Origin of the sequence: Pararhizobium capsulatum DSM 1112, from assembly GCF_030814475.1 — a bacterium.
In the GTDB taxonomy this organism is placed as follows: domain Bacteria; phylum Pseudomonadota; class Alphaproteobacteria; order Rhizobiales; family Rhizobiaceae; genus Pararhizobium; species Pararhizobium capsulatum.
In genome coordinates this window covers 1,418,643-1,444,153 of the sequence record NZ_JAUSVF010000001.1, presented here as the reverse complement: position 1 = coordinate 1,444,153, position 25,511 = coordinate 1,418,643, and the positions used below count along the sequence as shown (strand labels likewise).

30 protein-coding genes are annotated in these 25,511 nt (G+C 59.3%); 11 read left to right on the top strand and 19 right to left on the bottom strand.

Going from position 1 to position 25,511, the window contains the following annotated elements:
• From QO002_RS06895 to QO002_RS06870, 6 genes are all read left to right on the top strand, one after another.
• Complete coding sequence (locus QO002_RS06895; protein ID WP_307228001.1) at nucleotides 1-2,682, top strand: ATP-binding protein; 2,682 nt, start codon at nucleotides 1-3, stop codon at nucleotides 2,680-2,682.
• The gene (locus QO002_RS06890; protein ID WP_307228000.1) at nucleotides 2,679-3,371 is read left to right on the top strand and encodes a response regulator; all 693 of its coding nucleotides are present in this window, start codon (nucleotides 2,679-2,681) and stop codon (nucleotides 3,369-3,371) included. The genes QO002_RS06895 and QO002_RS06890 overlap by 4 nt, the downstream gene beginning before the upstream one ends.
• A 150-nt stretch (nucleotides 3,372-3,521) precedes the next feature.
• The gene (locus QO002_RS06885; RefSeq protein ID WP_307227998.1) at nucleotides 3,522-4,052 is read left to right on the top strand and encodes a hypothetical protein; all 531 of its coding nucleotides are present in this window, start codon (nucleotides 3,522-3,524) and stop codon (nucleotides 4,050-4,052) included.
• Between the two features lie 169 nt (nucleotides 4,053-4,221).
• Nucleotides 4,222-4,740: a BON domain-containing protein gene (locus QO002_RS06880; RefSeq protein WP_307227996.1), complete on the top strand. Its 519-nt coding sequence runs from the start codon at nucleotides 4,222-4,224 to the stop codon at nucleotides 4,738-4,740.
• A 203-nt stretch (nucleotides 4,741-4,943) separates the two neighbouring features.
• Complete coding sequence (locus QO002_RS06875) at nucleotides 4,944-5,729, top strand: TIGR02587 family membrane protein (RefSeq protein WP_307233206.1); 786 nt, start codon at nucleotides 4,944-4,946, stop codon at nucleotides 5,727-5,729.
• Between the two features lie 44 nt (nucleotides 5,730-5,773).
• Nucleotides 5,774-6,202 carry a TIGR02588 family protein gene (locus QO002_RS06870; RefSeq protein WP_307227994.1) on the top strand — a complete coding sequence of 143 codons (429 nt, stop codon included), beginning with the start codon at nucleotides 5,774-5,776 and terminating at the stop codon, nucleotides 6,200-6,202.
• A gap of 18 nt (nucleotides 6,203-6,220) precedes the next feature.
• On the opposite strand, the gene QO002_RS06865 is transcribed toward QO002_RS06870, so the two are convergent.
• The 3 genes from QO002_RS06865 to QO002_RS06855 form a co-directional block, all read right to left on the bottom strand.
• Complete coding sequence (locus tag QO002_RS06865; protein WP_307227992.1) at nucleotides 6,221-6,442, bottom strand: hypothetical protein; 222 nt, start codon at nucleotides 6,440-6,442, stop codon at nucleotides 6,221-6,223.
• A gap of 283 nt (nucleotides 6,443-6,725) precedes the next feature.
• Nucleotides 6,726-7,979 carry an NAD(P)/FAD-dependent oxidoreductase gene (locus tag QO002_RS06860; RefSeq protein WP_307227990.1) on the bottom strand — a complete coding sequence of 418 codons (1,254 nt, stop codon included), beginning with the start codon at nucleotides 7,977-7,979 and terminating at the stop codon, nucleotides 6,726-6,728.
• Nucleotides 7,980-8,218: 239 nt separating this feature from the next.
• Nucleotides 8,219-8,383 (bottom strand): DUF1328 domain-containing protein, encoded by a 165-nt coding sequence (locus QO002_RS06855; protein WP_037105882.1) that lies wholly within the window; start codon nucleotides 8,381-8,383, stop codon nucleotides 8,219-8,221.
• A gap of 232 nt (nucleotides 8,384-8,615) precedes the next feature.
• Here QO002_RS06855 and QO002_RS06850 point away from each other — a divergent pair, with 232 nt between their 5' ends.
• Nucleotides 8,616-8,825, top strand: a complete 210-nt coding sequence (locus QO002_RS06850) for a hypothetical protein (protein WP_307227986.1) — start codon at nucleotides 8,616-8,618, stop codon at nucleotides 8,823-8,825.
• A gap of 116 nt (nucleotides 8,826-8,941) precedes the next feature.
• Here the strand turns inward: QO002_RS06850 and QO002_RS06845 are convergent, their stop codons facing one another.
• The 3 genes from QO002_RS06845 to QO002_RS06835 form a co-directional block, all read right to left on the bottom strand.
• Nucleotides 8,942-9,898, bottom strand: a complete 957-nt coding sequence (locus tag QO002_RS06845) for a PRC-barrel domain-containing protein (protein ID WP_307227984.1) — start codon at nucleotides 9,896-9,898, stop codon at nucleotides 8,942-8,944.
• Nucleotides 9,899-10,226: 328 nt separating this feature from the next.
• On the bottom strand, nucleotides 10,227-10,424 hold the full coding sequence (locus tag QO002_RS06840; RefSeq protein WP_307227982.1) for a CsbD family protein: 198 nt from the start codon (nucleotides 10,422-10,424) through the stop codon (nucleotides 10,227-10,229).
• Nucleotides 10,425-10,481: 57 nt separating this feature from the next.
• On the bottom strand, nucleotides 10,482-10,799 hold the full coding sequence (locus tag QO002_RS06835; protein ID WP_307227980.1) for a hypothetical protein: 318 nt from the start codon (nucleotides 10,797-10,799) through the stop codon (nucleotides 10,482-10,484).
• A gap of 288 nt (nucleotides 10,800-11,087) precedes the next feature.
• On the opposite strand from QO002_RS06835, the gene QO002_RS06830 reads away from it, so the two are divergent.
• The 3 genes from QO002_RS06830 to QO002_RS06820 are packed head-to-tail and all read left to right on the top strand — an operon-like array spanning nucleotide 11,088 to nucleotide 12,545.
• Nucleotides 11,088-12,035: an alpha/beta fold hydrolase gene (locus QO002_RS06830; RefSeq protein ID WP_307227978.1), complete on the top strand. Its 948-nt coding sequence runs from the start codon at nucleotides 11,088-11,090 to the stop codon at nucleotides 12,033-12,035.
• 45 nt (nucleotides 12,036-12,080) lie between these two features.
• Complete coding sequence (locus tag QO002_RS06825; protein WP_307227976.1) at nucleotides 12,081-12,236, top strand: DUF3309 family protein; 156 nt, start codon at nucleotides 12,081-12,083, stop codon at nucleotides 12,234-12,236.
• A 60-nt stretch (nucleotides 12,237-12,296) separates the two neighbouring features.
• Nucleotides 12,297-12,545 (top strand): YMGG-like glycine zipper-containing protein, encoded by a 249-nt coding sequence (locus QO002_RS06820; RefSeq protein ID WP_307227974.1) that lies wholly within the window; start codon nucleotides 12,297-12,299, stop codon nucleotides 12,543-12,545.
• A 79-nt stretch (nucleotides 12,546-12,624) separates the two neighbouring features.
• Here the strand turns inward: QO002_RS06820 and QO002_RS06815 are convergent, their stop codons facing one another.
• Nucleotides 12,625-12,813: a NepR family anti-sigma factor gene (locus tag QO002_RS06815; protein WP_370878459.1), complete on the bottom strand. Its 189-nt coding sequence runs from the start codon at nucleotides 12,811-12,813 to the stop codon at nucleotides 12,625-12,627.
• A 198-nt stretch (nucleotides 12,814-13,011) separates the two neighbouring features.
• Here QO002_RS06815 and QO002_RS06810 point away from each other — a divergent pair, with 198 nt between their 5' ends.
• Nucleotides 13,012-13,815, top strand: a complete 804-nt coding sequence (locus QO002_RS06810) for a response regulator (protein ID WP_307227971.1) — start codon at nucleotides 13,012-13,014, stop codon at nucleotides 13,813-13,815.
• A 2-nt stretch (nucleotides 13,816-13,817) separates the two neighbouring features.
• On the opposite strand, the gene QO002_RS06805 is transcribed toward QO002_RS06810, so the two are convergent.
• The 12 genes from QO002_RS06805 to QO002_RS06750 all read right to left on the bottom strand — a co-directional run bounded on the left by QO002_RS06805 (nucleotide 13,818) and on the right by QO002_RS06750 (nucleotide 25,156).
• Nucleotides 13,818-15,062 carry an NAD(P)/FAD-dependent oxidoreductase gene (locus QO002_RS06805; protein WP_307227969.1) on the bottom strand — a complete coding sequence of 415 codons (1,245 nt, stop codon included), beginning with the start codon at nucleotides 15,060-15,062 and terminating at the stop codon, nucleotides 13,818-13,820.
• 35 nt (nucleotides 15,063-15,097) lie between these two features.
• Nucleotides 15,098-16,231 carry an AI-2E family transporter gene (locus tag QO002_RS06800; protein ID WP_307227966.1) on the bottom strand — a complete coding sequence of 378 codons (1,134 nt, stop codon included), beginning with the start codon at nucleotides 16,229-16,231 and terminating at the stop codon, nucleotides 15,098-15,100.
• 233 nt (nucleotides 16,232-16,464) lie between these two features.
• Nucleotides 16,465-16,884 carry a response regulator gene (locus QO002_RS06795; protein ID WP_307227964.1) on the bottom strand — a complete coding sequence of 140 codons (420 nt, stop codon included), beginning with the start codon at nucleotides 16,882-16,884 and terminating at the stop codon, nucleotides 16,465-16,467.
• Nucleotides 16,881-17,324, bottom strand: a complete 444-nt coding sequence (locus QO002_RS06790; protein WP_307227962.1) for a response regulator — start codon at nucleotides 17,322-17,324, stop codon at nucleotides 16,881-16,883. Before QO002_RS06790 ends, QO002_RS06795 begins: the two co-directional genes overlap by 4 nt.
• Nucleotides 17,281-18,810: a sensor histidine kinase gene (locus QO002_RS06785; protein ID WP_307227960.1), complete on the bottom strand. Its 1,530-nt coding sequence runs from the start codon at nucleotides 18,808-18,810 to the stop codon at nucleotides 17,281-17,283. The genes QO002_RS06790 and QO002_RS06785 overlap by 44 nt, the downstream gene beginning before the upstream one ends.
• Nucleotides 18,811-18,975: 165 nt before the next feature.
• Nucleotides 18,976-19,146: a hypothetical protein gene (locus tag QO002_RS06780; protein ID WP_307227958.1), complete on the bottom strand. Its 171-nt coding sequence runs from the start codon at nucleotides 19,144-19,146 to the stop codon at nucleotides 18,976-18,978.
• A 207-nt stretch (nucleotides 19,147-19,353) separates the two neighbouring features.
• A complete protein-coding gene (locus QO002_RS06775) occupies nucleotides 19,354-19,698 on the bottom strand; it encodes a RidA family protein (protein ID WP_307227956.1) in 345 nt (114 codons plus the stop codon).
• A gap of 168 nt (nucleotides 19,699-19,866) precedes the next feature.
• The gene (locus QO002_RS06770) at nucleotides 19,867-20,694 is read right to left on the bottom strand and encodes a dipeptide ABC transporter ATP-binding protein (protein ID WP_307227954.1); all 828 of its coding nucleotides are present in this window, start codon (nucleotides 20,692-20,694) and stop codon (nucleotides 19,867-19,869) included.
• A complete protein-coding gene (locus QO002_RS06765) occupies nucleotides 20,691-21,545 on the bottom strand; it encodes an ABC transporter ATP-binding protein (protein WP_307227952.1) in 855 nt (284 codons plus the stop codon). The genes QO002_RS06770 and QO002_RS06765 overlap by 4 nt, the downstream gene beginning before the upstream one ends.
• Nucleotides 21,545-22,453 (bottom strand): ABC transporter permease subunit, encoded by a 909-nt coding sequence (locus tag QO002_RS06760; protein ID WP_307227950.1) that lies wholly within the window; start codon nucleotides 22,451-22,453, stop codon nucleotides 21,545-21,547. The genes QO002_RS06765 and QO002_RS06760 overlap by 1 nt, the downstream gene beginning before the upstream one ends.
• A 9-nt stretch (nucleotides 22,454-22,462) precedes the next feature.
• Nucleotides 22,463-23,467, bottom strand: coding sequence for an ABC transporter permease subunit (locus QO002_RS06755; RefSeq protein WP_307227948.1), 1,005 nt, complete (start codon nucleotides 23,465-23,467; stop codon nucleotides 22,463-22,465).
• Between the two features lie 93 nt (nucleotides 23,468-23,560).
• Nucleotides 23,561-25,156, bottom strand: coding sequence for an ABC transporter substrate-binding protein (locus QO002_RS06750; protein WP_307227945.1), 1,596 nt, complete (start codon nucleotides 25,154-25,156; stop codon nucleotides 23,561-23,563).
• Nucleotides 25,157-25,511: the final 355 nt, after the last annotated feature.

Sequence of the window (25,511 nt, the reverse complement as noted above, 5' to 3'; positions counted from 1 at the left end):
ATGGCGGACGAGGACCGCGAACGAAACCGCAGGCCGGACCCGGATGCATTGCTTGCCCTGATGGATAAGAACCACCGGGGCAAGCTGACCGTTTTTCTGGGGGCGGCCCCTGGGGTCGGCAAGACCTATGCGATGCTGTCTCGCGCGCGGCGCCTGAAAACCGACGGCGTCGATATCGTCATCGGCTTGGTCGAGACCCATGGCCGCAGCGAGACGGCAGCCCTGCTCGAAGGCCTTGAGGAATTGCCGCGGATACGCGTCGCCCATCGTGGGCGGATGCTCGAAGAGTTCGATCTCGATGCGGCGCTCGCCCGCCATCCGCGCATCGTTATCGTCGATGAACTGGCCCATTCCAACGCCGATGGCAGCCGCCACCCCAAGCGCTACCAGGATATCGAGGAATTGATCAATGCCGGGATCGATGTCTGGACCGCGCTCAACATCCAGCATCTGGAAAGCCAATCGGATCTCGTCGCCCAGATCACCGGCGTTACCGTGCGCGAGCGGGTGCCTGATGTTGTCCTCAACCGGGCCGACGAGGTTCTGCTTGTCGATCTGCCGCCAACCGAGCTGATCGAGCGGCTGAAGGAGGGCAAGGTCTATCTGCCGGAAAGCGCCAGCCGCGCCGTCGATCGGTTTTTCCGGCTCGGCAACCTGACTGCGCTGCGGGAACTGGCGCTGAGGCGCACAGCCGATCGCGTCGACGATCAGGTCGTCGATTATCTGAAGCAGAACGCAATAGAGGGGCTGTGGGCGACGGGCGAACGCCTGCTTGTCTGCGTCGGGCCTGACGCGCTTTCCGAAAAGGTCGTGCGCGTGGCAAGCCGCCTCGCCACTGGGCTGAATGCGCCGTGGACGGTTGTATCCGTCGAGCGGGCAGACCGCGAAGCCCATACGCGGTCAGGCATCGGCCAGCTTGACCAGATCTTCCGCCTGGCCGAACAGCTCGGCGCGGAAACGCGTCGCATCATCGGCAATGACTTCGTCGACGAGATCCTGAAATTCGCGCGGCGGGAACACGCGACCCAGATCGTCATCGGTGCAGAAAACCGCCGCGGTCTGTCGCGATTTCTCTCCCGCTCCTTGCCCGATGCGCTGACCCGCCGCGCGGCGGGCATCGGCGTTCATCTCGTGACCCCGGACCGCAAACAGGCGAAGAAGAAGACGAGCCTCACCCCTCTTCTCGATCGTCACCGCCTACCGGAGGCCGCGATAACCGCAGGCTCCTTCGTTGCAGCAACCGCGCTTCTCGGCGTGTTGATGAATATCTTCATCCGGCTGCCGAATATCTCGCTGCTCTTCCTGCTCGCCGTCCTTGGAGCTGCGGTGACGTCAGGTTATCTGGCAGCACTTCTGGCGGTGGTGCTGTCGGCGCTGTGCTACAATTTCCTCTTCATCGAACCCCGCTACACCTTCACCATTGCCGCGCCACACGAGGTTTTTGCACTTTTCGTCTTTTTCGCCGTCGCCATGATTGCCGGCGGATTTGCGTCGCGCATCCGCGAACAGGCGAAGATCGCGCGTGTGCGGGCAAGCGCATTGCAGGGGCTCTATGATTTTTCCCGCAAGCTGTCCGGCACGGAAAAAGCCGAGGACGCAATCTGGGCCACGGTTTCGCAACTCCAGACGAGCCTGAAACGCAATGTGGTGCTTCTGATGCCGGAAAATGGGGAGCTGACGGTGGCGGCGGCCTGGCCTCCGGATACGGACCTCGATGTTGCCGACACGACGGCGGCACGCTGGGCTTACGACAAGCAAGAGCGGGCCGGCAACGGCACAGGCACCCTGCCCAACAGCCGGTTTGAATTTCGCCCGCTCCTCAGCCCGCATGGCGCAGTCGGCGTCTGCGGCATCGAACAGACAGCCGAGCGGCTCGACACCAGCGAGGAACGCGCCTTGTCCGCCATTCTCGACCAGACGGCGATTGCCATGGATCGGGCACGGCTGTCGGAGGCGAACGTGACGCACGCGGCCCAACTGGAAGGGGAGCGTTATCGGGAAGCCCTGCTGTCTTCTATTTCGCACGACCTGAAGACACCCCTTGCTACGATCACGGGCGCCGTTACCAGCCTTCGCCAGTTCGGCGACAAGATGAGCGGCGAAAGCCGCGACGATCTCCTGCAGTCGATCGAGGAGGAAGGCAGCCGGATGAGCCGCTTCGTCGCCAATCTTCTGGACATGACCCGCATCGAGGCCGGCAACATCCAGCCGAAGCGGGACTGGGTGGATGTGTCCGACGTGGTGCAGATGGCGGCGGAACGGACACGCAAATATTTTCCCGACCGTGCGATCGAAACAAGCATTGCCCAGGATCTGCCGCTCGTTTCCGGCGACAGTGTCCTGCTTGGCCAGGTCCTGTTCAATCTGCTGGACAACGCGGTGAAATATGGAGGTCAGGAACCGATCCAGGTATTTGCGAGGCGGGATGGGCGAGACGTTCTCGTTTCCGTAACCGATTCCGGTCGCGGCATTCCCCCCGAAGACCTCGACCGGATTTTCGAAAAGTTCTACCGCAGAGGCAAGACCGACGGGCGCGCGGCCGGCACCGGCCTTGGCCTGTCCATCGCGCGGAGCTTCATCGAGGCCATGGGGGGACGCATTCACGCCGAAAGCCCTGCCGTCAAGAAGCGCGGAACTCGCATGGTGATACGCCTTCCGGTGACGACCCAGGAGAAACCATGACGCTCGCCCGCATTCTGGTCGTCGATGACGAACCGCAGATTCAACGTTTCCTCAAACCTGCGCTCGGCGCAGCCGGCTACGAGGTGGTGGAAGCGGCGACCGGCGCCGAAGCCCTGAAGGCCGTCGCCACGACTGCACCCGATCTCGTCATTCTCGATCTCGGCTTGCCCGACATGGATGGGAAGGATGTGGTGTCGAGCCTGCGCGGGTGGTCGGATATTCCGATCCTCATCCTGTCTGCAAGGGATCGCGAAAGCGAAAAGATCGCGGCCCTCGATCTTGGAGCTGACGATTACATCGAAAAGCCTTTCGGCATCGGCGAACTTACCGCGCGTATCCGCAACGCGCTGCGCCATCGCGGGCGAGCGGAAACCACCACTCCGATCTACCAGGTCGATGGGCTCGTCATCGATACCGTGCGCAGATTGGTCTCGCGTGACGAGCAGCCGATCCGGTTGACCCCGAAGGAGCACGACCTGCTCGTGCTTCTTGCCCGCCATGCCGGCCGCGTCGTCACCCATCGGACGTTGCTGACGTCCGTCTGGGGACCTGCCCATGGCGAAGACCTGCATTACCTGCGCGTTTTCATCGGTCAATTGCGGCAGAAGATCGAGCGCGATCCGACGCATCCCACCATCCTGCGCACGGAGCCCGGCGTCGGCTACCGCTTTGTTTCGGATGGCGATTGATGCCCCGTTTTTAAGTCCGTCTCTTCACACAGTTTATTCCCCAAACGGTCGAGTTCCCGCGCGTCGGAACTTTCCCCGTTCGCGCACGTTCATCCCCCAGTTGCCTTCCTATCCGGCACGACACTCAGGCTTCGAAAGGATGTGAACATCATGAACCAGCGTTTTGACCCAAATGACAGCCGCCCGATCAATCCGGCCTCGTGGCCGGCCGAACAGGCGTCCCCGCGTATTGACCCGGTGACGGGTGCGCCCGTGACCGATCCTTTGATCGACCGTACTGCGGCTGAACAGCGGCAACGTGAGCTCAATGCCGCCGTAGAACCGCCGCGTCAGTCCCGCAGCATGTGGCCGCTGCTCATCGTACTTCTTGCCGGTGTTGTTCTTGCCCTGCTTTTCTGGCTGCCCGGCGAACAGAAGGCTACAGATACGGCTACCCCGCCTGCAGCCACTGACACAGCAACACCGCCGGCAACGACTGACACAGCAACCCCGCCGGCAACGGATAACAGTGCGACGCCCCCGGCCACGAATAACACGGCCCCGGCAACCACGCCTGACGCCACTGGCACCGCTCCGGCCACGACAGGTACGGGCACACAGCCTGCTCCGGCCACTGGCACGGCTCAGCAGCCCGCTACCGGTGCCGCTCCGCAGACGACAGAGCCGGCTCCGGCCAACTAATCCGCGCGAAAGCACGGGTTACCCACCAAAAAGGAACGGAGCGGGAGCCACGGCTTCCGCTCTTTCTCGTGCAGAACTCGTTCATCTCAATTTTTTCCGGAATGAACCAATCGCCGTCTGATCCGTTTCTTAAAAGATTTCACCGATCGCCATTACAGGAGGTTCCCTCATGGACAGAATGAAGCATGCCGCCCGCGAAAACAGCGACAATGAACCGACCAGTCGGGAAGAGGATTATCGCGACTATGAAGAGCGCGATATCGATGATGGCTGGCCCTATGCGGATGCCCGTACGGGTTCCGATACCTTGACGGGCAACGGCGCTTATGGCGCGTCCCGGGAAAATTTCGATGAGAGCGGCAATCCCGGTTACCAGACCGGTAGTGAAACGCGCATCCGCTCCAGCGGAGGGCCAGATCTGCTGAAGGACGATCCGGAGCAGGATATCGACGACGATGTTCTGGAGCAGAAGATTACCGATATCCTCGAGGCCGGCGACGTCGATATGTCGGGCTTCGAGATCCGCATCGACGAAGGTGTCGTGACCCTTGAAGGGGAGGTCGATGCTGCCGAGGATCGCCGGCTTGTTGGTGTTACAATCCAGCGGATCGCTGGTGTCAAGGCTGTTCACAACCGGTTGGGCTTGCGCGCTGCGGACGCCAATCTGCCGTCGGATTGGGACGATTGATACGTCTCTCCCTTCAAAAGGAGAAGAATCGGGCGGAAGGGGGAATCGTGCCGAGGATTGAGGACAGCACGACAAGCAAGAAAGCGGCAAAGGCAAAACGCGGGAAAAAGCGCCCGCGTGCCGCTGAAGTCGAAAACGGGGAGGTAAACACTCCTCCTCGACAGCCGGAAGCCCCACAGGCCTTTAAACCCCGGCATTTTGTCATCGGATTGGGGCGCGGCATCGGCGGCGCCCTTCTCTTTGCGCTGCCTATGCAGATGACGATGGAGATGTGGGCGCTGGGCTTTACCATGGAGCGCTGGCGGCTCGTCTTGCTTCTCCTCGTTGCCTTGCCCCTGCTGGTCGGCATTGCCCACAAGGTTGGTTTCGAACAGACCTTCGGATGGAAGGACGACTTTCGCGACGCCGTGATCGCCTATGCACTTGGTATTCTTACAAGCGGGTTCATCCTGTGTCTTTTCCGGCTTCTCGAACCGGGCATGCCCTGGTCGGAGGTGATCGGCAAGATTGCCGTGCAATCGATACCGGCCAGCATGGGTGCCCTGCTCGGCCGCAGCCAGCTTGGCAGCGCCCATGAAAGCGGCGACGACGACAAGGCGACCTATGGCGGCGAGTTGTTCCTGATGGCCGTCGGGGCCTTGTTTCTCAATCTGAACATGGCGCCGACGGAGGAGATGATCCTGATCTCCTACAAGATGACAACGTGGCACGCTTTGGCTGTCATCGCCGCGTCGCTCATCATCATGCACGCTTTTGTCTATGCGGTCTCCTTCAAGGGCGGTCATGAAATCTCGGATGACACGCCCAAATGGCACGCCTTCTTTCGCTTCACGCTGCCGGGCTACACGATCGCACTTCTCATCAGCCTGTATTCGCTTTGGACCTTTGAACGGCTGGATGGAAGCAATTTGACTCCGGCGATCATGGCCATGGTCGTCCTGGCATTTCCGGGCGCGATCGGCGCATCGGCAGCCCGGTTGATCATCTGATGGCATCACGCCCGCAATCTGGCCCGCAGCCTGAAAGGAATGTGATGAGCGATACAAATGACTCCAACGACAGGACGCGATCGAGGCGGGTCGTTGACCGGGACGCCCATTGGATCGAGTGGGCGACCGGCGCCGTTTCGGCACTGATCGTTCTGGCAATGATTGCCTGGATCGCCTTTCAGGCACCGGGAGAACAGGACGGTCTGCCGGAACTTCGTGTGCAAGTCGCGAATACCCACAAGACGGGAAACGGCTATCGCCTCGCGTTTACGATTTACAATGACGGTCGACGTACTGCCGCCGCCGTTCCGGTAACAGGGCGTCTTCTCGACGGTACACAGCTGGTCGAAGAACGGGAAGTGACACTCGATTATGTGCCGGCACAGTCGAACGTCTCGGGCGCACTGCTTTTCAACACCGATCCCGGGCAGCACAGTCTCGAAATCAGCGCCTCAGGTTACGAAGATCCATGATGTTTTCCGGCAGGAGGATCATGCCACTGCGTCTTCCGACAGGGATTCGACTGCGGCCAATCCCGGCAGATCGCCGGCAAAATGCGCGCTTACTGCACGCTGCGCCATTTCGGGGCTATCGTAGAAGCGGCCGTCCAGAGCCCATACGCTGAACTTCACGGCGACAAACCGAAAACGACCCGCATCCGGAATCAGCGCGCCCACGGCTTCGCCACCGTGAACCATTGCTTGCCTTTTCATGAAATACTGCTCCCGCCACCGGGTATCCCGGTCATTTCCTCTGGTTGCCGCCCATGGCAACACGCCCGCATCTCGTCACGAGCCAACGCCTTAAACGGGCCAGAACAGGAAAGGTTCCTGCGATTTTGAGAAAAATCGTTTTTTAGAGGATGTCCGGTTCAGATTGAACCGGACATCCTCTAGATTCTTTTGTTTTCATTTTTCTTTTCGGGAAAACCGGTTTCCACTTTTCCCTGACAAACTCTAATAGGATCGATTGTACGGGGCGCAGGCGCGACCCGGATCAGGCCAGGAAACGATCCGGCCGATAAGGCTTCAGATCGACAACCGTCTTTTCTCCAAGCATCGCTTCGGCGAGCGCACGGCCGGTTACGGGGCCGAGCGTCATGCCGTGATGAGCGTGCCCGAAGGCGAGCCATAGGCCCTGGTGACGCGGCGCCTTGCCTATGATCGGCATCATGTCCGGCGTGCAGGGGCGCGCGCCCATCCACGGCTCTTCATCACGCCGTTCGGCAAGCGGGAAGAATTCGCGTGCGACGGGCTCGGCCCGGGTGAGCTGAACGGGCGTCTTCGGCGAATCCCGGAAGGCGAATTCCGCGCCTGTCGTCAGTCGGATGCCGCGGAGCATCGGTGCGAGAAAATATCCTCTCTCGGCATCGAGCACCCAGTTGTTGAGGTGCGCGCCTTCCTGCGTACCATAATGCATGTGATAGCCGCGCTTGACGGCGAGCGGAAAGTGATAGCCCAGCTTGCGGGTCACGGTATCGGCCCAGGGACCGAGCGCAACGACCACCTCACGAGCTTCAAGCGGACCTTCCGGTGTCGCCACGCGCCAGCCCGGACCTTCCAGCACATGTTCCAAAGTCGCCGCATCCCCCGACACCAGCCGCCCGCCCAGCGATTGAAAATAGGCGAGATAGGCCTTGTTCAGACTATGCGGATCACGAATCGACCACGGATCTGTCCAGCGCAAGCCACCGGCAAGATCAACCTTGATCGAGGGCTCCAGGACTTTCAACTCGCTGGCCGAAAGCTTCTGGTGATTGACGCCAAAGGCGATCGAGAGCGATTCCGCTTCCTTGTAGGCCGCGTCGCGGGCCTTCTCGGTGCGAAACACCTTCATCCAGCCGTCCTTGCGGATGAGTTCGCCGGCGCCAGATGCATTGATCAGGTCTTCGTGCTCGGCGATAGAATTCTCGATCAGCGGTGCGTACAATCGCGCGATGCGGCTGTGCTGGGTAAAGCCGGAATGCCACCAGTAGCGCGCGAGGAAAGGAACAAGGCCGGGCAGAGCTCGGAAATGATAGTGCGCATCGATCGTGTTGTTCAGCGCGTAGCGGAACAAGGCCCCGAAATCATGCGGGAAACCGTAGGGGAAGACACCCTCGCGCTGGATGAGGCCGGCATTGCCGAAGGACGTTTCCTCGCCTGCGCCGCGCCGGTCCAGAAGAACGACCGATTTGCCGCGCCGGGCAAGATGAATGGCCGTTGAAAGCCCGACAATACCTGCACCCAGTACGACGATATCCGCCTTCATCGAGACCATCCTGATCTTTGCATCCGCAAGGACTATTTCTTCAACGTGTTGATTATCCGATCGAGGAAACCGAGCAGCACGGCCGACACGTCTCCACGGACGATATTCCCTCAATCCATAGCCAAGCCGATCTCCTTCATCAAGTCGCAACCGGGAAGCGTTTGGACAACAAAAAAAGGAAGCGATGGCGACCATCGCTTCCTTTTGAGATTTTAGGTTTTCCCCAGTTCCCGAAGACTTTAAGTCCGGCGCATCAGGCCCGCAACGAGCGAGATGACCAGGAAGGCCAGGAACAGAAAGAACAAAATCTGCGCGATACCAGCAGAGGCGCCGGCAATACCACCGAAGCCGAGAACACCGGCAATGATCGCGACGACGAGGAAGACGAGAGCGTAATAAAGCATTGAGGTTCTCCTTGGTTATCATTCTGACAGACAACGCCCCGACGCCCCGTTTGTTCCATATCCGCCTCGCGGGACGACCAAGAAGCCCCGATCCCGGTCCACGGCCGGTAAGTATTGGTTAACCATGACCAGAAAAAGTGCCCCAGTTTGACACGGATTGGCCATGAGTTTTTCGGAACCTCGGCATTGCAGGCGCGTTGTGAAAGCGAACCGCAAAATGAAAGACAGGAAAATGACCGTATCCACATCCAACATCTGGAAGTCAGCGTCGGCCTCTTTGCGCCAACCTGCCAGGATGCGTGAAAAGAACCTGCATATCGGCAATACGTTACGTGATATGTACTTCGACGATAGCATTCCGAAGACAGATGGGACTTTCGCGCAACTTCTCGAAGAACTGGAAATGGTGGAAAATACGTCAAAAGAGCGGTTTCGCCGCTAAGCGCATTTTTCGCATTCCAGCAGAAAAGGGCAGCCCGGGCTGCCCTTTTTCTTTGCCTGAAACCCTCTTGCAAAAAAGCCCGGCGGCGGCCGGGCTTTCCTCGTTGTGGCGGCGTCTTACTGGGCCGGTGTGGCAAGCAACACCGAGGAGGGATTGGCCTTGTATGCCTGTTCATCATAGGCCGGTTGGCTTTCGAGCTGAGCCTTGGTGAAAGGCGAATAGATGGTCATGGCACCATCTGCATCCGCCATCACCTGAACGCTTTGGGCACTCATCGCCATAGGCTTTGCTCCCATGCCCAGGAAGCCTCCGACATCGACGATATACGCTTCGACCTGGCCGTTCTTGCCCAGGATCACATCGCCGATCTCGCCGACCTTGGTATCATCCGCCACCTTCACTTCGGTGCCGATCAGCTTCTCCGCACTCAAGAGCGCGGGATCGACCGGCGAGAGTTCCGGTGCAGGCGTTGCACTGGCGGTGGTGGAAGGATCAACTCCGGGAACAAGGTCTGGATCCGTCATCTGTGGCGTCGTCCCGCTCGCCGGTTGTTCCGTCATGACCGTCTGCGATGGATCCGGGGTTGTCGCCGCCGGATTTTCAGCCGTCTGATCGGACGCCGGCGTTGAGACCATGGCATCCATGATAGGCTTGCGCTCGAAGGCGGGCTCGGCCATCAGCTGCTCCTTGGTCGCGGTCACGACGAGGATGCGGTGTCCTTCCTTATCCGACCAGCTCATCCGGTCGAACCCGATCGCGACGTCCTTCTCTCCGATGCCGAGAAATCCGCCGACGCCGATCACCAACGCCTCGGTTCCTCCGGTGGGGTTGATGATGACATCATTGACGTCGCCGATTGCCTCGCCTTCCTCATCGACGCCCGTATAAACGGTCTTGCCGAGAAGCGACGACGCGAGCAACTGGCCGGGGAACGTGGCCGCATTATCCTCGGGAGTGCCTGGGTCTGAAACAGCGGCAGCGGGAGCAGTTGCTTCCTGCGCAAAAGTGAATGTGAGTGGAGAAGCGGCAAGAACCAAAGTGAGGCCGGTTGTCGCGAGCAGTGTGCGAAACATGGGAAACTCCTTCATGCACAAGAGCCGCATGTACACACGCGGCGGGTTCAACGGGCGACAGAGCGCCCGTCCTTCAAATTTCTAACGGCAGGTGCTGGATTTTGTTCCCGTCACTGACCGGCTGAAGCCGGGAAAGCTTCCTTCAAAAAGCGAGCGGCGTCCGGACGAAATCCGGACGCCGTCACATGCCCTCTTAAAAAGGGATCTATCGAGCCGAAATCGGCGTTCAAGCGTTTCGCGATCTTTCAGATGCGCTTCCCACGATCCAACTCTTGTTTTTGCGCATGTTGTTATCGCAAAACCGCTGCACACTTTTGCGCGACATGCGTTAATGGCGTGAAGACCATTCGTCGATCTGGCGCTCGGCTTCTTCCTTTTCGACGCCGTAGCGAACCTGAATCCGGCCAGCCAGCTCCTTGCGGCGACCCTTCACGACATCCAGGTCATCGTCAGTCAACTTGCCCCACTGGGCCTGTGCCTTGCCGCGATATTCCGTCCACTTGCCTTCGATCATATCCCAGTTCATGTCTTTTCTCCTTGGTTGATGCGTGTAAAACGCGGTGCAAAGTCGTTTGGTTCCCCATCAATGCTCAGCTGTTGCGATCATGAGCGGCACTTCCGGTTCCTCAACTTTGATGCTCACGCGGAGCTCGTCCTGCGGTGTTACCGTCCAGAGGACCCGCGCATTTTCGGAATCCTCGATGAAAAGGGCCGGGTCGACGGCAGCGCATTTTGCGTAGATAACGGGTGCCGCGCTATGAACCCCGGCGACGACCGGTTTCAGGTCTGACTGGCATTCCTCGGCAGTCTCGTATCCCACCCTCGAGGCGGGAAGCTCGCGGCAATCGACGTTTCCATAACCACAGCCAACGAGCATCAGGATTGCTGCAACATGTTCCATTTTCCGGGTCCCTCGCCGGATCGACAATCGAACCGGCAGCTTGGGTTGATGGCGCATTTCTTGATCAGAAAACGGAGATGGACCGCTTAGGTTCCGGAAATTTCGCGGTGTCGCGACCGGGAACTTTTGACAATTTAATGCGTTTCGCTCGCACGTCCGATCCATAGTTACGCGTAGGGGCAATCCGCGTATCGCGCAGAATGTCCTCCTGCCGGAATGACCTGCCTTCGCATGTTCACCACAGCAGAACCGTCTTTGAACCGGGCGCTTTTTTAGAGAGCGTTTTCCATGTTGCGTGAACCCCCGACCCTATGGCTTTCCAAAGACGCAGGCATGAAGACCGTGCTGATCCACGGGATGGTTATGTCGCCCTCCTTCTGGAGTTGCTTTGCTCCAACCATCGTTCGCGAAGGACGAGCCGCTGCCTATCCGCTGCCGGGACACAGCCCCTGGTCACTCGAGGGCAGGACGGCGCCCTTGCGAACCAGCGACATCGTTGATGCCTATGCCCGCGCGATCGAGCGCGACTTCGACGGTGAACCGGTGACGCTGATCGGCCACTCGACCGGCGGCTTCGTGTCGCTGCTTCTCGCACGCCATCGTCCGGATCTTGTTTCCAATCTCATTCTCATGGGCGCTTTTGCGTGTGGGCGTTTCGAAGGACAGGAGCGGATCGCGGCAAAGATTTTGCGATTACCGTTGCTGGGGCGCGTGCTGTTCGCCAGGCTTTTCACACGATGGATTTCCACCCGCGAGAGTTTCCGCTGGGGTTCACTGGAATGCGTTTTCGATCCCGCCTTGTCCTGGGAAACCGAGGAGACGCTGGCTGCGATGGAACAGGTGAGGACGGGTCTTCTCAGTTCCCATCCCGATGAGATCGCCGCCTTCGTCTCGTGGATGTCGTCGACATCCGTTCTTTCAGAGGTGCAGGATATCGACGTTCCCGTGCTGAATATCATCGGCGCTCACGACAGGATCGTGCCGCCGGCACATCAGTTGCACCTCTCGGGCGGTCTGCGCCGCGTGCAGACGGTCATCCTCGGGAAGGTCGGCCATCTGCCGATGGCGGAAGCCCGCGAAAAGGTGGACCGGCTGATTGCCAATTTCATGCTTTTCGGGCCGCTCACATCCCGGACAGTTCTGCGCGGAAACCTCACGCCCGCACCCTCCTCCGTAAGTCTTCCCTATCCGCCTAACGACCTCGGGAACAAAACCGCACCGACAGCGTTTTCGTGACAGAAAGACCGCCGCTAAGGCCTTGAACCCCGAAGAGGAAACACCATGCTAGGCACCATTCTCCTGATCGTCCTGATCCTGCTGCTCGTCGGCGCCCTGCCGAACTGGGGCTACAGCCGCTCGTGGGGCTACGGACCATCCGGAGGCCTCGGTCTCGTCCTGATCATCCTGCTCATTCTTGTCCTTATGGGACGCATCTGATCTCACGGCTACGGCCTCTACCTACCCCAGCGATTTGTGACCCAGTAAAGGAAACCCGTCATGAAGAAGATCATTCTCGCCGTCGCGCTCATTCTGCCGCTTGCCGCCTGCACGCAGACCGAAAAGGGCGCGGGCATTGGTGCAGCCTCCGGCGCCATCATCGGTGGCGTCGCCACCGGAAATGTCCGCGGTGCGGCAGTTGGTGCCGCTGTCGGCGGCGTCGCTGGCGCCTTGATCGGCAATGCAAACGAGCCGGGCCGCTGCCTCTACCGCGACCGGTATGGACGCCGCTATGAGGCAGCTTGCTGATCTCACGCACAACAAAACACAAAACGGGCTTCGGCCCGTTTTTTTATGGTTGAAATCGGGACGTAACAGGGACGCGCGGTCAGCGCTTGGTAAGCCGTTCCGCACGGTCCAGCTGTTCGAGAAGATCAAGGAACATGTCAGGGATAGGTTCCTGCTCGACGGCGCTATAAAGGGCTTTGAGCTTGGAGGCGATCTGGGTGTTGGAATCAGACCGTGGGCCGCGGGCGCCACCGGCTGTCATGCGCTGTTGTTTTGGAACGTCACTCATAGACCAAGCTCACTTCCACACACCCATTTCGGCATTGTATGATTCCATATGCAAATGGGGAGCGGCAGCGCCCTTTCAGCGTTTACCTATGCTTCAAAACTTCCCATAAACCAGAAAACATGTTCAAACCATTGCAAGAAGCAATTCTTGGACGCCGGCCTCGGAAATTCTCCGGCATCATACTGAAGGAAGTCTTGAATGTCACTTTCAATGCGCATCGCCGCCCATCTCCCGTATCTGCGCCGGTTCTCGCGTGCGATCACCGGGTCCCAGGCATCCGGAGATGCCTATGTTGCCGCCATGCTCGAAGCCTTGATCGCCGATATCTCGCTCTTCCCCGAGGGTCCGAACGATCGCGTGAGCGTGTTCAAGCTGTTCTGCGGCCAGCTCGACAAGATGACCATCACACTTCCGGAAACGCCGTCGCCTTTCCGTTGGGAAACCCGGGCTGCCGCCAATCTGGCGAAGATTTCACCCGCTGCCCGCAAGGCTTTCCTTCTGGCTTCCGTCGAGGGATTTTCCACCGGCGAAACCGCCGAAATTCTCGACATCTCGGAAGGCGAAGCCGAGGCTCTGCTGGAACGCGCCTCTCAGGACATTTCCAGGCAGGTCGCAACCGACATCATGATCATCGAGGATGAGCCGCTGATCGCCATGGATATCGAAGACATGATCTCGAGCCTTGGCCACCGCGTTGCGGGTGTCGCCCGAACCCACGCCGAAGCGGTCGCTCTTTTCAACCGGGCCAAGCCGAAGATGATCCTTGCCGATATCCAGCTCGCTGATGGCAGTTCGGGCATCGACGCGGTCAACGAAATCCTTGCCGACGCGACCGTTCCCGTCATCTTCATCACGGCATTCCCGGAAAGACTGCTGACGGGCACGAAGCCGGAACCGGCATTCCTGGTCACCAAGCCGTTCAATCCCGAGATGGTGAAGGCACTGATCAGCCAGGCGCTGTTCTTCGACGAGAACGCCAACGCACCACACCACAAGGCTTGAGATCAACCTGGCGGACGGTCGAGGGCGAAAGCTTCGAACCATCCCTGACGTTCGCCGGCGATCAGCGCTGCGAGCATGCGCGAGGCCATATAGCTGAAGGTGATGCCATTGCCGCCATATCCATAGGCGGCAAGAATGCGTGGCATCGACGGCACCGGCCCGATCAGCGGCAGGCCATCGACTGTCTGGCCAAAGGCGCCCGACCAACTGTAATCGACCGAGGGAAGCGCCCGCGGCCAAAGCCGCGAAAGTTTCTCGACGAGGAGATCGGTCTTTGCGACGAGCTTTTTCGCTCGCTTTTCAGGATCCGTCGTATCGTCGTCGCCGCCACCGATGATGATCCGACCATCGGTCGTCGTGCGCGCGTAGAGGTAATCCTCTGACGCTTCCCAGATCAATGCTTCGGCCGGCCAAAGCTTGTCTTTTGCCTGCGGAACGGTGGCGATTGCGTAGCTTGAAACTGTCTTGTGCAGGTCGCTCTTCAGGAAATCGGGCATGACATAACCGGTCGCGAGGACCACATGGCGGGCTTCGATGACGTTGCCATCGTCGGCCTGTACAACTACGCACTTCGGCCCGTGATCATAGGCCGTAATCTCGGCATCGATCAGGCGGGCGCCGGATTGCATAGCGCGTTCCAGAAGTCCCCAGGAAAGCAGCAGCGGATCAGCCTCCGCCGCGCCGGGTGAATAGATCGCGGCCGCTCGATCGATGCCGAACCCGGACAACAACGTTGCATGACCGAGATAATCGCCTGGAAGCGCTGCCCGTGAACGGAGACGGTGCTCGTCGAGCAACTTTGCAGCATCGCCTTCTTCGGCCGCGATATAGAGTGTAGATCGCGGTACGAAGCGGCAGTCCAGTTCGAGCCCGGTCACCAGGTTTCTCAAGCCCGCCATCGCCGCCAAACTATGCCTATACACCTCCGCGGCGTGATCGAAGCCGTAGAGTTGCGTCAGGTCGCCGAGGCTCCTGTCGATCTCCCACAAAAGCATCGCGGTACTGGCGGCGGTGCTGCCGAAGCCCGGTCGCTCGCGATCGGCAATCACTACATCCAGACCACGGGCGGCGAGATGCTGGCCGATCATCGACCCGGTGATGCCGCCGCCGACAATGAGGACATCCGCCTTGGTGCTTTCCGGGAGGGGTTTGATGAAAGGGCGCCGACCAGCAACTCCCCAAGGCGTTTGCCCCGTATGCAGATCAGACTGGTCCTGGTTCTGGGGCATGTCCATCGATTGCGGCATTCACAGACTTTCAATCACGCGGAACAGGAGAAGGATCAGGCTGGCAACTGCCGTTCCGGCGGATGCGGCCGGACCTCCTCGAAGATGGTCATCGCGATCAGCGACAGCGGCATGGCAAGCATGGCGCCGACAGCACCCCACATCCATGTCCAGAAGATGATCGCGATGAAGATGATGAAGGGATTGATTTCCAGCCGATGCCCGAGGATCGCCGGGGTCACGAGATTTTCCATGACCAGATGGAGCAGGAAAAATGCGGCAGCGGGGATCATGGCCAGCAGCAGGGCGTCATGGGTCATCAACCCGGCACAGAGGAGCGCGATCGTCATTGCTGTCACGCCAAGATACGGGATGAAGCTGGAGACGAAGGCGAAGAGGCCCCACAGCGGCGCCATGGTAAACCCACCCACAAAGGCGATGAAAGCCGTGATCGAGCCGAGCGCCATGTAGATCACACTGGCGGTCGAGAAATAGAACCCGACGGAACTTTCGATGGCATTCATGATGCGGATGGCCGCAAGGCGGCGTTCGCGTGTTGCAAAGGCGAGAATAATGGTTTTTCGCAACTGTGCGCGGCCGAGAAGAAAGAGCCCGAGCGCCGCAAGAAAGATCATTGTCTGAACGAAGGCCGGCGTCAGGCCGGAGGCGACCATGCCGAGCATCGAACCGGCATTCTGAATTGCCATATCCGCCAGTGCTTTGTCATCCGTACCTTCCAGCGCAACGCGGACCCATTGGAAACGCTCGAAATAGGGAAGGATGCGCTCCATGGCGCGCTCGATCATACCCGGGGCCTGCCCTGCGAGCGAGCTTAACGGCTCGATCAGCGCATTGATCAGGAAGAACAGGCCGACGACGAAGACAAGACCGAGAAGGATGCCGCCAAGGGCCGGCGGCAGCCCGAACTTCACAAGCCGATCCGCTGCGAGCCCCAGAACCATGCCGACGACGATCGCAAGTGTGATCGGCATCAGGATCGTCTCCATCAGGTAGATGACCGCCGATGCCAGGATGATAAAGGTTCCGACGACACTCCAGGCGACGACAAGATCAAGCCCCGTTTTCGGAGGTGGAACCGGAGGAAGATCCGTGGACAGAACCTCAGACTCGATTTCCGCATATTTGCGCTTGGTCTTGAACTGACGTTCCGGCGAAAACAACGCCCCCATGCTTCCCGCTCCTTTGCGCAACCCGCTTTTCTTCCGATCCTAAGCCACGCGATCCCGACGGCCTCCATCAGGAAGTCCTGCCCGTTTGCATCCGCTGCCGATGTTCGAAAGATGTGAATCAGGACAGAGTTTTCAGTCCTCTCATCCACATGGACGCCCCCTAAACGCCCCGGCCGCGAAAATGTTCCGCGGACGTGCCATCGGCAGGAAGACGTTGCACAAACACCGGTTTTTCAGGAATGGTCAGCGGAAGCCCGATGCCGCCGAAAAGCGTCGCGCAGCGCCTCGGCAAGGCGGCCGAAAAACTCGGATGATATGTCCTTGGTGATCCAGTTCACGGCCCCTCGCCGCAAGGCTTCTGCAACGACCGCGGTTTCCCCGACACCGGTGACATAGACCACGGGGGGATGATCCGGACGGGTGGTCATCTGGTGCAGGACATCGAGACCGGTCTCGGTGGTCAGGAAGTGATCCAGCGCAACGGCGTCGATACCCCCCTCATCGAGCCGTGCCAGCCCGCTTGCGCCGTCCGTCGCATTCACCACGGTCAATCCAAGACGGCCAAGGTTCCTGCGGACCAACACACCCAGCGCCTCGTCGTCATCGATATAGAGAACGGTCATTGCGGCAACCGTTTCGGTTTCACTCATCATGCGACCTCGGGCACCGTTACCACCGACAGGAAAAGCCCCAGTTGCCGGATCGCATTGACAAATGCTTCGTATTGCATGGGTTTGGCCACATAGACATTGGCGCCCAGATCATAGCAGCGGTGAATTTCCGAAGGGTCATCCGTGGTCGTCAGCACGATGACCATCATCCTCTTCAGATGTTCGCTTTTGCGCAGCCGCTCAAGGATGCTGATGCCGGTCATATCAGGCAGATTGAGGTCGAGCAGCAGAAGCAGCGGCCTGCCCTCATGACGCGCTCCGGTTCCATCCTCGCCGAGAAAATACGTAAGCGCAGACGAACCATCAAGAAACGGAAGGATCTCATTGGTGACACCTGCCCGCCGAATATTCTTCTCGATCAGGCGAGCATGGCCTTCGTCATCCTCTACCATGATGATGGTGACCTGCTGGACCGTTGTCATTTTCCTCCCTCCCCTCCTGCCGAAGTTTCGCCGCGAACGTGACGGTGAAGGTGGTCCCCGTTCCCAGCGTGGAGCGGACAGTCACGTCACCGCCGAGACGGCGAACCAGGGCTCTGACATGCGAAAGGCCGACACCGTCGCCCGGTCGATCCTGCTGACCGGATCGACGAAAGAGTTCGAAAACCCGTTCGAGATCCTGTTCGGCGATACCCCGGCCATTGTCGGCTACCTCGATGATAGCCTCTTCTCCGACAATCTTGCCCTTCACCTTTATGATGGGGGGTCGTCCAGGGGCCGAATACTTCAAGGCATTTTCGACAAGGTTGCCAAAAACCTGCTGCAACGCAAGTCGGTCGGACTCCACGACCGGTAAATCCTGCGCGATCTCGATTGTCGCGTTGGTCTCATCGGCGCCGTGCTTGGACGTTGCAACGATCTCTGCAAACAGCCCCTTGAGATCGACCGATTGAGGGTGAAACTGCCGGCTGCCGGCCCGCGCCAGTTTCAGGATTTCGGTGATCAGCTCATCCATTCGTTTCGTCGAGGAATGGATGAAACCAAGGGCTTCGGGGATATCGACCTCAACGGCCTCCCGTGCCGCCCGCTCCATCTCACCTCCACTGCCTTGCGGGATGGTATGCAGGAAGGCTTTGAAGACTTCAGCCGCGCGCTCGAACTCCGATGTAAATCCCATGATATTGACCAGTGGGGCGCGCAGATCATGACTGACTATATAGCTGTAGCTTTGCAGCTCCCGGTTCGCACGTTCGAGATATTGTGTGCGTTGTCGGATCCTGGCTTCGAGGGTGTCATTGTGCTCGGCAAGCGCGGTTCTTGCACCTTCGATCTGGATAGAATGCCCCATGACCAGGCGCATGGCGCCGCCGACGAGAAGGACCAGCAACACAGCGCCGATGGCAATGGTGGCAATCAGCATCCATGTCGCATCGGTCAAATCCCGACTTCGCTGGAACCCCACATTGTTGGTGATCGCATCGATGCGGGTAATGATCTGGCGAATTTCCAGCATCAGGCGCTCACCATCGCCAGCGGTGACGACGGAAAGAGCCTTGTTATGCTCTTTCGCCGCCTCGAGATCTGCCGTCAGCTTCATCGCATCAAGCTTGCGGGCGACGAGCATTCCCAGACGACGGATAGTTTCGGTTCCGATCGCGACATCACCGAGATCGTGCTGCAAGCTGACGAACTGAAGATTGGCCAGTGCGGCCGCCCGCTGAAAATCTCGAAGATAGATTTGATTGCCAGTCAGCACGTAGCCGCGTTGACTGGTCTCAGCGTCCTGCAGCAGGCTCAGGAGCAGAACAGTGCGGTTGTTGAGCTGCGCCGCATCCAGCGCCTCAGAGGAATTTTCCCGGGTCATGGAGGCAAAAACGAGTGCCGCCAGCACGAGGCCAAGAAGCAGGAGAGCTCCCGCAAACAGGCTCAAGGGCACGGTCCGGGAAAATCCCGTCGGCACGGTTGCCATCGCCCCTCCTTTCCCATGCACAGTCATTGCGCAGCACGGAGAAAGCCTCCACGCCGGCCATAACCCGCCGAGGGGCTTCCCTGCTCAGGTACCGGCATCCCTTGTGAAAGAGAGTACAGTCTACATGGGAAAAGAAAACAAGATTCAGTAAAACCCCGTTGCCGTTCAATGCCTTTCGGGCGGAAATACCTGAACAGTAATGGAGAACAGGCCGAGGCCGAGAAGAACGACGATCAGGGTATTGGCAATATCTTCGGAGGTGGCGGGCAACGCACCGAGGGCGAGCACGACACCAATCACGGCAAACAGGCAAATTCTGGGAAGCCAGTAAAGCATGGCACATACCTCCATCGGATTCGATTTTCATATTGGAAATTCGAATCTACAACGCGACGCCATCCCCTTTGTTCCAGGGGTTTGAGGGAATTTTAACAAAGGTTAACGGAACGCCGTTTCACAGCCCGGGAATACCAAAGAAAAGCCCGGCAGCGCGAGGCATGCCGGGCGATCATTTGCTCTGCATCCTGCAAGGATGCAAAGGTATCAAAGAGCAGCGACGACGATCACTTCGACCAGATATTCCGGTGCTGCAAGCTTGGCTTCGCCGGTGGCACGAGCGGGCGTGTTGCCCTGCGGCGCCCAGGCGTCCCAGACGGCATTCATCTTCGGGAAGTCGGCAATGTCGGCTAGCCAGATGGTGGTCGAGAGGATGCGGGTCTTGTCCGTGCCGGCAAGCGCCAGAAGGCGATCGACTTCGGCCAGCGCCTGCTCGGTCTGGGTCGCGACGTCATCGCCGGCATTGCCGACCTGGCCGGCCAGATAGACGGTGCCATTGTGGACAACAGCCTGGCTCATGCGCGGACCGGTTTCGAAACGTTTGATTTCCATGATCTCATTCCTCGGGATTGACGGCCGGACGGGCTCCGGCTGCGGATCGACGCCCGCCGCCAAAGGCAGACTTCAGAGCGGCGGGGTTCGTTTACACGAAAGACCGTAGCAGGCCAACATGTCAGAAGAGATGCACAGGCGCTTTGGAAGAGCGCCTGTGCTGATCAGTCAGGCCGCGTTCTTGCGAGCGAGACGCGCCTTGATGCTTTCGACATCGGCGCGCGGCGTCGCGGCAAACAGCGTCTTGGTATAGCTGTGCTTGGGATCTGCGAACACCTCCTCGCGGCTGCCATACTCCACGGCTTCGCCGTAATACATGACCATCACGTCATCGGCGATGTAGCGCACCACCGAGAGGTCGTGGCTGATGAAGACGTAGGTCAGCTGGAACTCGTCCTGCAGGTCGGCAAGCAAGTTCAAGACCTGGGCCTGCACCGAAAGGTCGAGCGCCGAAACCGGTTCATCCAGCACCAGAAGCCGAGGGTTGAGCATCAGCGCCCGGGCGATTGCCACGCGCTGGCGCTGCCCCCCGGAGAACATATGCGGATAGCGCCCGTAATGCTTCTCTTCAAGGCCGACCTTCTTCAGCATGGCCATCGCCTTGTCCTTGCGATCGGCGGCCTTCATGTCCGTATTGATGACCAGCGGCTCGTTGAGGATGTCGCCGATCTTCTTGCGTGGATTGAGCGTACCATACGGATTCTGGAAGACGATCTGCACCTTGCGGCGCATATCGGATGTCAGGACCTCGTGGGCGATATCGATCTTCTGGCCGTCGATCAGCATGTCGCCGGATGTCGCGGGGTCGATCATGGTGACGATGCGTGCAAGCGTGGACTTGCCGCAGCCGCTTTCGCCGACGATTGCAAGCGTCTTGCCCTGCTCGACGGAAAAGCTCACGCCCTTGACCGCATGCACGGTCCGGCCCTTCTTGAAAAGACCGCCGGGGATTTGATAATCGCGCTTGAGGTTTCGCGCTTCGAGAACGGGTGTCATCGCACGGCTCCTTCGAAGATCTGCTGGTCGGTCAGGAATTCCGCGATGGTCGGCAGGCGGTCGCCCGTCGCATTGTCCGGCAGAGCCGAGAGAAGCGCCTTGGTATAGGCGCTCTTCGGACTTTCGAAGAGCGACAGGACGTCGGCCTCCTCGATCTTGCGGCCCTTGTACTGCACGATGACGCGATCGGCGGTTTCTGCCACGACGCCCATATTGTGGGTGATCATGATCAGGCCCATGCCGCGCTCTGTCTGTATACGCATCAGCAGATCTAGGATCTGCTTCTGGATCGTCACGTCGAGTGCCGTGGTCGGCTCATCGGCGATCAGGAGCTTAGGGTTGCAGGCGAGTGCCGTCGCGATCATCACGCGCTGGCACTGGCCACCCGACATCTGGTGCGGGAAATGGCTGAGACGTTCTTCCGCATTCGGAATGCCGACGGCTTCGAACAGTTCGATGGCACGGGCGCGCCGGGCCTTCCTGTCGAGATCGGTGTGGAAGCGCAGCACTTCCTCGATCTGGAAGCCGACCGTAAAGCAGGGATTGAGGCTGGCAACCGGCTCCTGGAAGATCATGGCGATATCCTTGCCGATGATCTTGCGCCGCTCGCTGTCGGACATGGAGAGCATGTCACGGCCATCAAAGGTCAGCTTGTCGGCCGTCACCTTCGCCGTCCAGGGCAGAAGGCCCATGGCGGCAAGCATCGAGACAGACTTGCCGGAGCCGCTTTCGCCGACGATCGCCAGCACTTCGCCGGCGCTGACTTTCAGCGAGACGCCATCGACGGCGCGGAAGGGACCGGAGGCCGTCTGGAATTCGACGACCAGGTTTTCAACTTCGAGAAGGGACATCACGACCTCTTCAGCTTGGGGTCAAGCGCATCGCGCAGGCCGTCGCCCATAAGGTTGATGGCAAGAACGGTAACGAGGATGGCGAGGCCGGGGAAAGTCACGACCCACCAGGCGCGCTGGATGAATTCACGCGCTTCGGCAAGCATCGTTCCCCATTCTGGTGTCGGCGGCTGGGCGCCCATGCCGAGGAAGCCGAGGGCTGCCGCATCAAGGATCGCAGCCGAGAAGGCGAGCGTTGCCTGGACGATGAGCGGCGCAAGGCAGTTCGGCAGGATGGTCAGGAACATCAGGCGCATGGTGCCGGCGCCGGCGACCTTGGAGGCGACGACGTAGTCCTTGCTGCGCTCGGTCATGACCGCAGCCCGCGTCAGGCGTACGAAATGCGGCAGGTTGACGAGCGAGATGGCGATCATGGCGTTCAGCAGGCCGGGGCCGAGAACCGCGACCAGCACGAGGGCCAGAAGCAGCGACGGAAACGCCAGGATAATGTCCATGACGCGCATGATGACGGTATCGACCCGCCCACGGAAGTAGCCGGCGATCAGGCCGATCAGCACACCGGAGACGACCGACAGCGTCACGACCACCAGACCGATGAACAGCGAGAAACGCGCGCCATAGATCAGGCGGGTGAGGATGTCGCGCCCGACGGCGTCGGTTCCAAGGAAATAGGTCCATTGACCGCCCGTGGCCAATGCCGGCGGCAACAGGAGAACGTCGCGATTCTGAATGCTGGGGCTATGCGGCGTGACAAGCGGCGCGAAGATTGCCAGCACCAGGATGATCGTAAAGATCACAAGGCCGATCACAGCACCCTTGTTGCGGGAAAAATAGAACCAGAATTCGGCCAGACCAGATGGAGGAGCGGTACCGGACGAAGGAACGGAGTTTGTATCTACAACAGCCATCAGACCCTCCTAGTGCCGGATGCGGGGGTTGATGAGGCCGTAAAGCACATCAACGATGAGATTGACGATCATGATCACGGCAGCAATCAGCATCAATCCGCCCTGCACGACCTGATAGTCGCGCTTGAAGACGGAATCGACCATCCATTTGCCGATGCCCGGCCAGGAAAAGATCGTTTCGGTCAGGATCGCGCCGGCCAGCAGCACGCCGACCTGCAGGCCGATGGTGGTAATGACCGGAATGAGGGCGTTGCGGAGCGCATGCACGCCGACGACCCGGAAAGACGACAGGCCCTTCGAACGGGCGGTGCGCACATAGTCTTCGCCCAGCACTTCCAGCATCGCCGAGCGCGTCTGGCGGGCAATGACGGCCAACGGAATGGTCGCAAGCACGATGGTCGGCAGGATCAGGTAGGTAACGGCCGATTTAAACGCCCCCGCCTGTCCCGAGATCAGACTGTCGATCAACATGAAGCCGGTGACCTGCGGGAAGAAATACATCAGCGAGATGCGTCCCGAGACCGGTGTCCAGCCGAGATAACCGGAGAAGAAGATGACAAGCAGCAGCCCCCACCAGAAGATCGGCATGGAATAGCCGACAAGTGCTGCTCCCATCACGGTCTGATCGAGCCATGTGCCGCGCTTGACCGCAGCCAGAACGCCTGCCGGAACGCCAAGCGCGACGGCCAGGATGATGGCGCACAGCGAGAGTTCGACGGTCGCCGGGAACAGCTGGAGGAAATCGTCAAGAACCGCCCGCTTGGTGACGATCGAGCTTCCGAAATCGCCATGCAACAGGTTCACGAGATAGTCGAAATACTGGACGTAAATCGGACGGTCGAGGCCAAGGTCGGTCATGATCTGGGCATGACGCTCGGGAGACATCACGCGTTCGCCCGACATCAGCATGACCGGATCTCCGGGCAGCAGGCGGATGAACGAGAATGCAATAATGGAAACCCCGATGAATGTGGGGATCAGGACGGCGAGCCGTCCGAAAATAAAGCGCAACATGGGCGTTTAGTCCAATTAGTAAAAACCGGCGGCCCGAATATTCGGGCCGCCGGAATTGCCGCCGCGGATGCGGCAGACAGAGTTTATACTCTCTTATTCAGCGATATCCACGCCGTTGAAGCGGTGAATGCCGAGCGGATCCATGACGAAGCCCGAGACCTTCTTGCTCATCGGTACGAAGACGAGCGAGTGGTCGAGCGTGTTCCAGGGCGCTTCCTTCTTGAAGATGACCTGAGCCTCTTCATAGAACTTCGTGCGCTCTGCGACATCAGCGGTTGCCTTTGCCTTGGTCATCAGGTCGTCGAAGTCCTTGTTGCACCACTGAGCACGGTTGTTGCCGCCGACAGCGTCGCAACCGAGCAGGGTGTCGAGGAAGTTGTCCGGATCACCATTGTCACCGGTCCAGCCGAGGATAGCTGCGCCATCACGGTCCTTGGCGGACGAGAGCTTCAGGTATTCGGCCCATTCGTAGGAGACGATTTCGACAGTGACGCCGATGGCGGCAAGGTCAGCCTGCATCAGTTCAGCTGCACGGCGGGCGTTCAGCATGTACGGACGAGCAACCGGCATCGCCCAGATCTTCATATGGAGATCCTTGACGCCAGCGTCTGCAAGCATCTTCTTGGCTGCTTCCGGATCGTACTTGTCGTCTTCGACGGCATTGTTATACGACCACATTGTCGGCGGTATCGGGTTCTTGGCAACCGTAGCGGCTCCCTGGAACACGGCATCGACGATCGCCTGCTTGTTGACGGCCATGTTGAGCGCCTTGCGGACTTCAGGCTTGTCGAACGGTGCAACAAGCGTGTTGTAAGCAAGGTAGGAAACGTTGAGGCCTTCCTGCTCCAAAACTGTCAGGTTCTCATCCTTCTTCAGCTCGGCAACGTCGGCCGCGTTCGGATAAGCCATAACCTGGCATTCGCCGGCCTTCAGCTTCTGTGCGCGGATCGCAGCATCGGTCGTGATCGCGAAAACGAGGTCGTCGATCTTTTCCTTGCCCGCCCAATAGTCCGGGTTGGCCTTATAGCGGATCGCAGCGTCCGTCTGGTAAGCGACGAAGGTGAACGGACCGGTGCCGAGCGGCTGCTGGTTCAAGAGTTCCATCTTGCCGTCTGCTGCCAGCTTGTCGGCATATTCCTTCGACATGATCGAAGCGAAATCCATGCCGAGGTTGGCGAGGAACGGCGCTTCAGCACGCTTCAGCTTGAACTTCACGGTCAGGTCATCGACCTTGGTGATCGAATCGATCAGGTCCGGGAAGCCCATGCCCGAGAAATATTCCCAGGATGCGCCGGCAACATACTTGTTCCAGGGATTGTCGGTCTTGTACTGGCGCTCGAACGAGAAGATCACGTCGTCGGCGTTCAGTTCGCGGGTCGGCGTGAAATATTCGGTGGTCTGGAACTTGACGCCCGGACGCAGCTTGAAGGTGTACTCGGTGCCATCAGCCGAAACTTCGTAGCTTTCAGCGAGGCCCGGCTCAAGTTCCGTTCCCCCATGCTTGAATTCGAAGAGGCGGTTGTAGACGGTACGCGACGAAGCGTCGAATGTCTGACCACCGGTATAGAGGCCCGGGTCGAAACCTTCCGGCGATGCTTCAGAGCAATAAACCAATGTCTTCGACCATGCGGAACCGGCCATCAGCGTGGCGATTGCGGTTGCCGCAAGAAGAGTAGAGAGCTTTTTCATGAGCTTGCTTCCCAGCTTTGTTCTTGTTCTCGTATTTTTTTGACGCTGAACGACGTTGCGTCCGGTCAAGGCCGGATGGAACGATATTTAGCGAGGCTTTGCAATAAGGCTCTCGGATAATTTGTCCAACTGGAAAATTCTTCTCAAAACGGCCTTAATGGCGCTATCAACGACTTTTTCGATTCGCATAACCTTGAGGATGTCGAATCGCAGCCGCCGAAAATCAAAAGTCAATCCCAAGGTACACGGATAGAGGGCAAAAGCGGCCTGTGCGATAAGCCTTCTCGCGGGGCCGGGAGGACTGGCCAGCTTGCAGGGCCCAGGCGGGGAACTTGCAGGCACTCTACAACGGTCC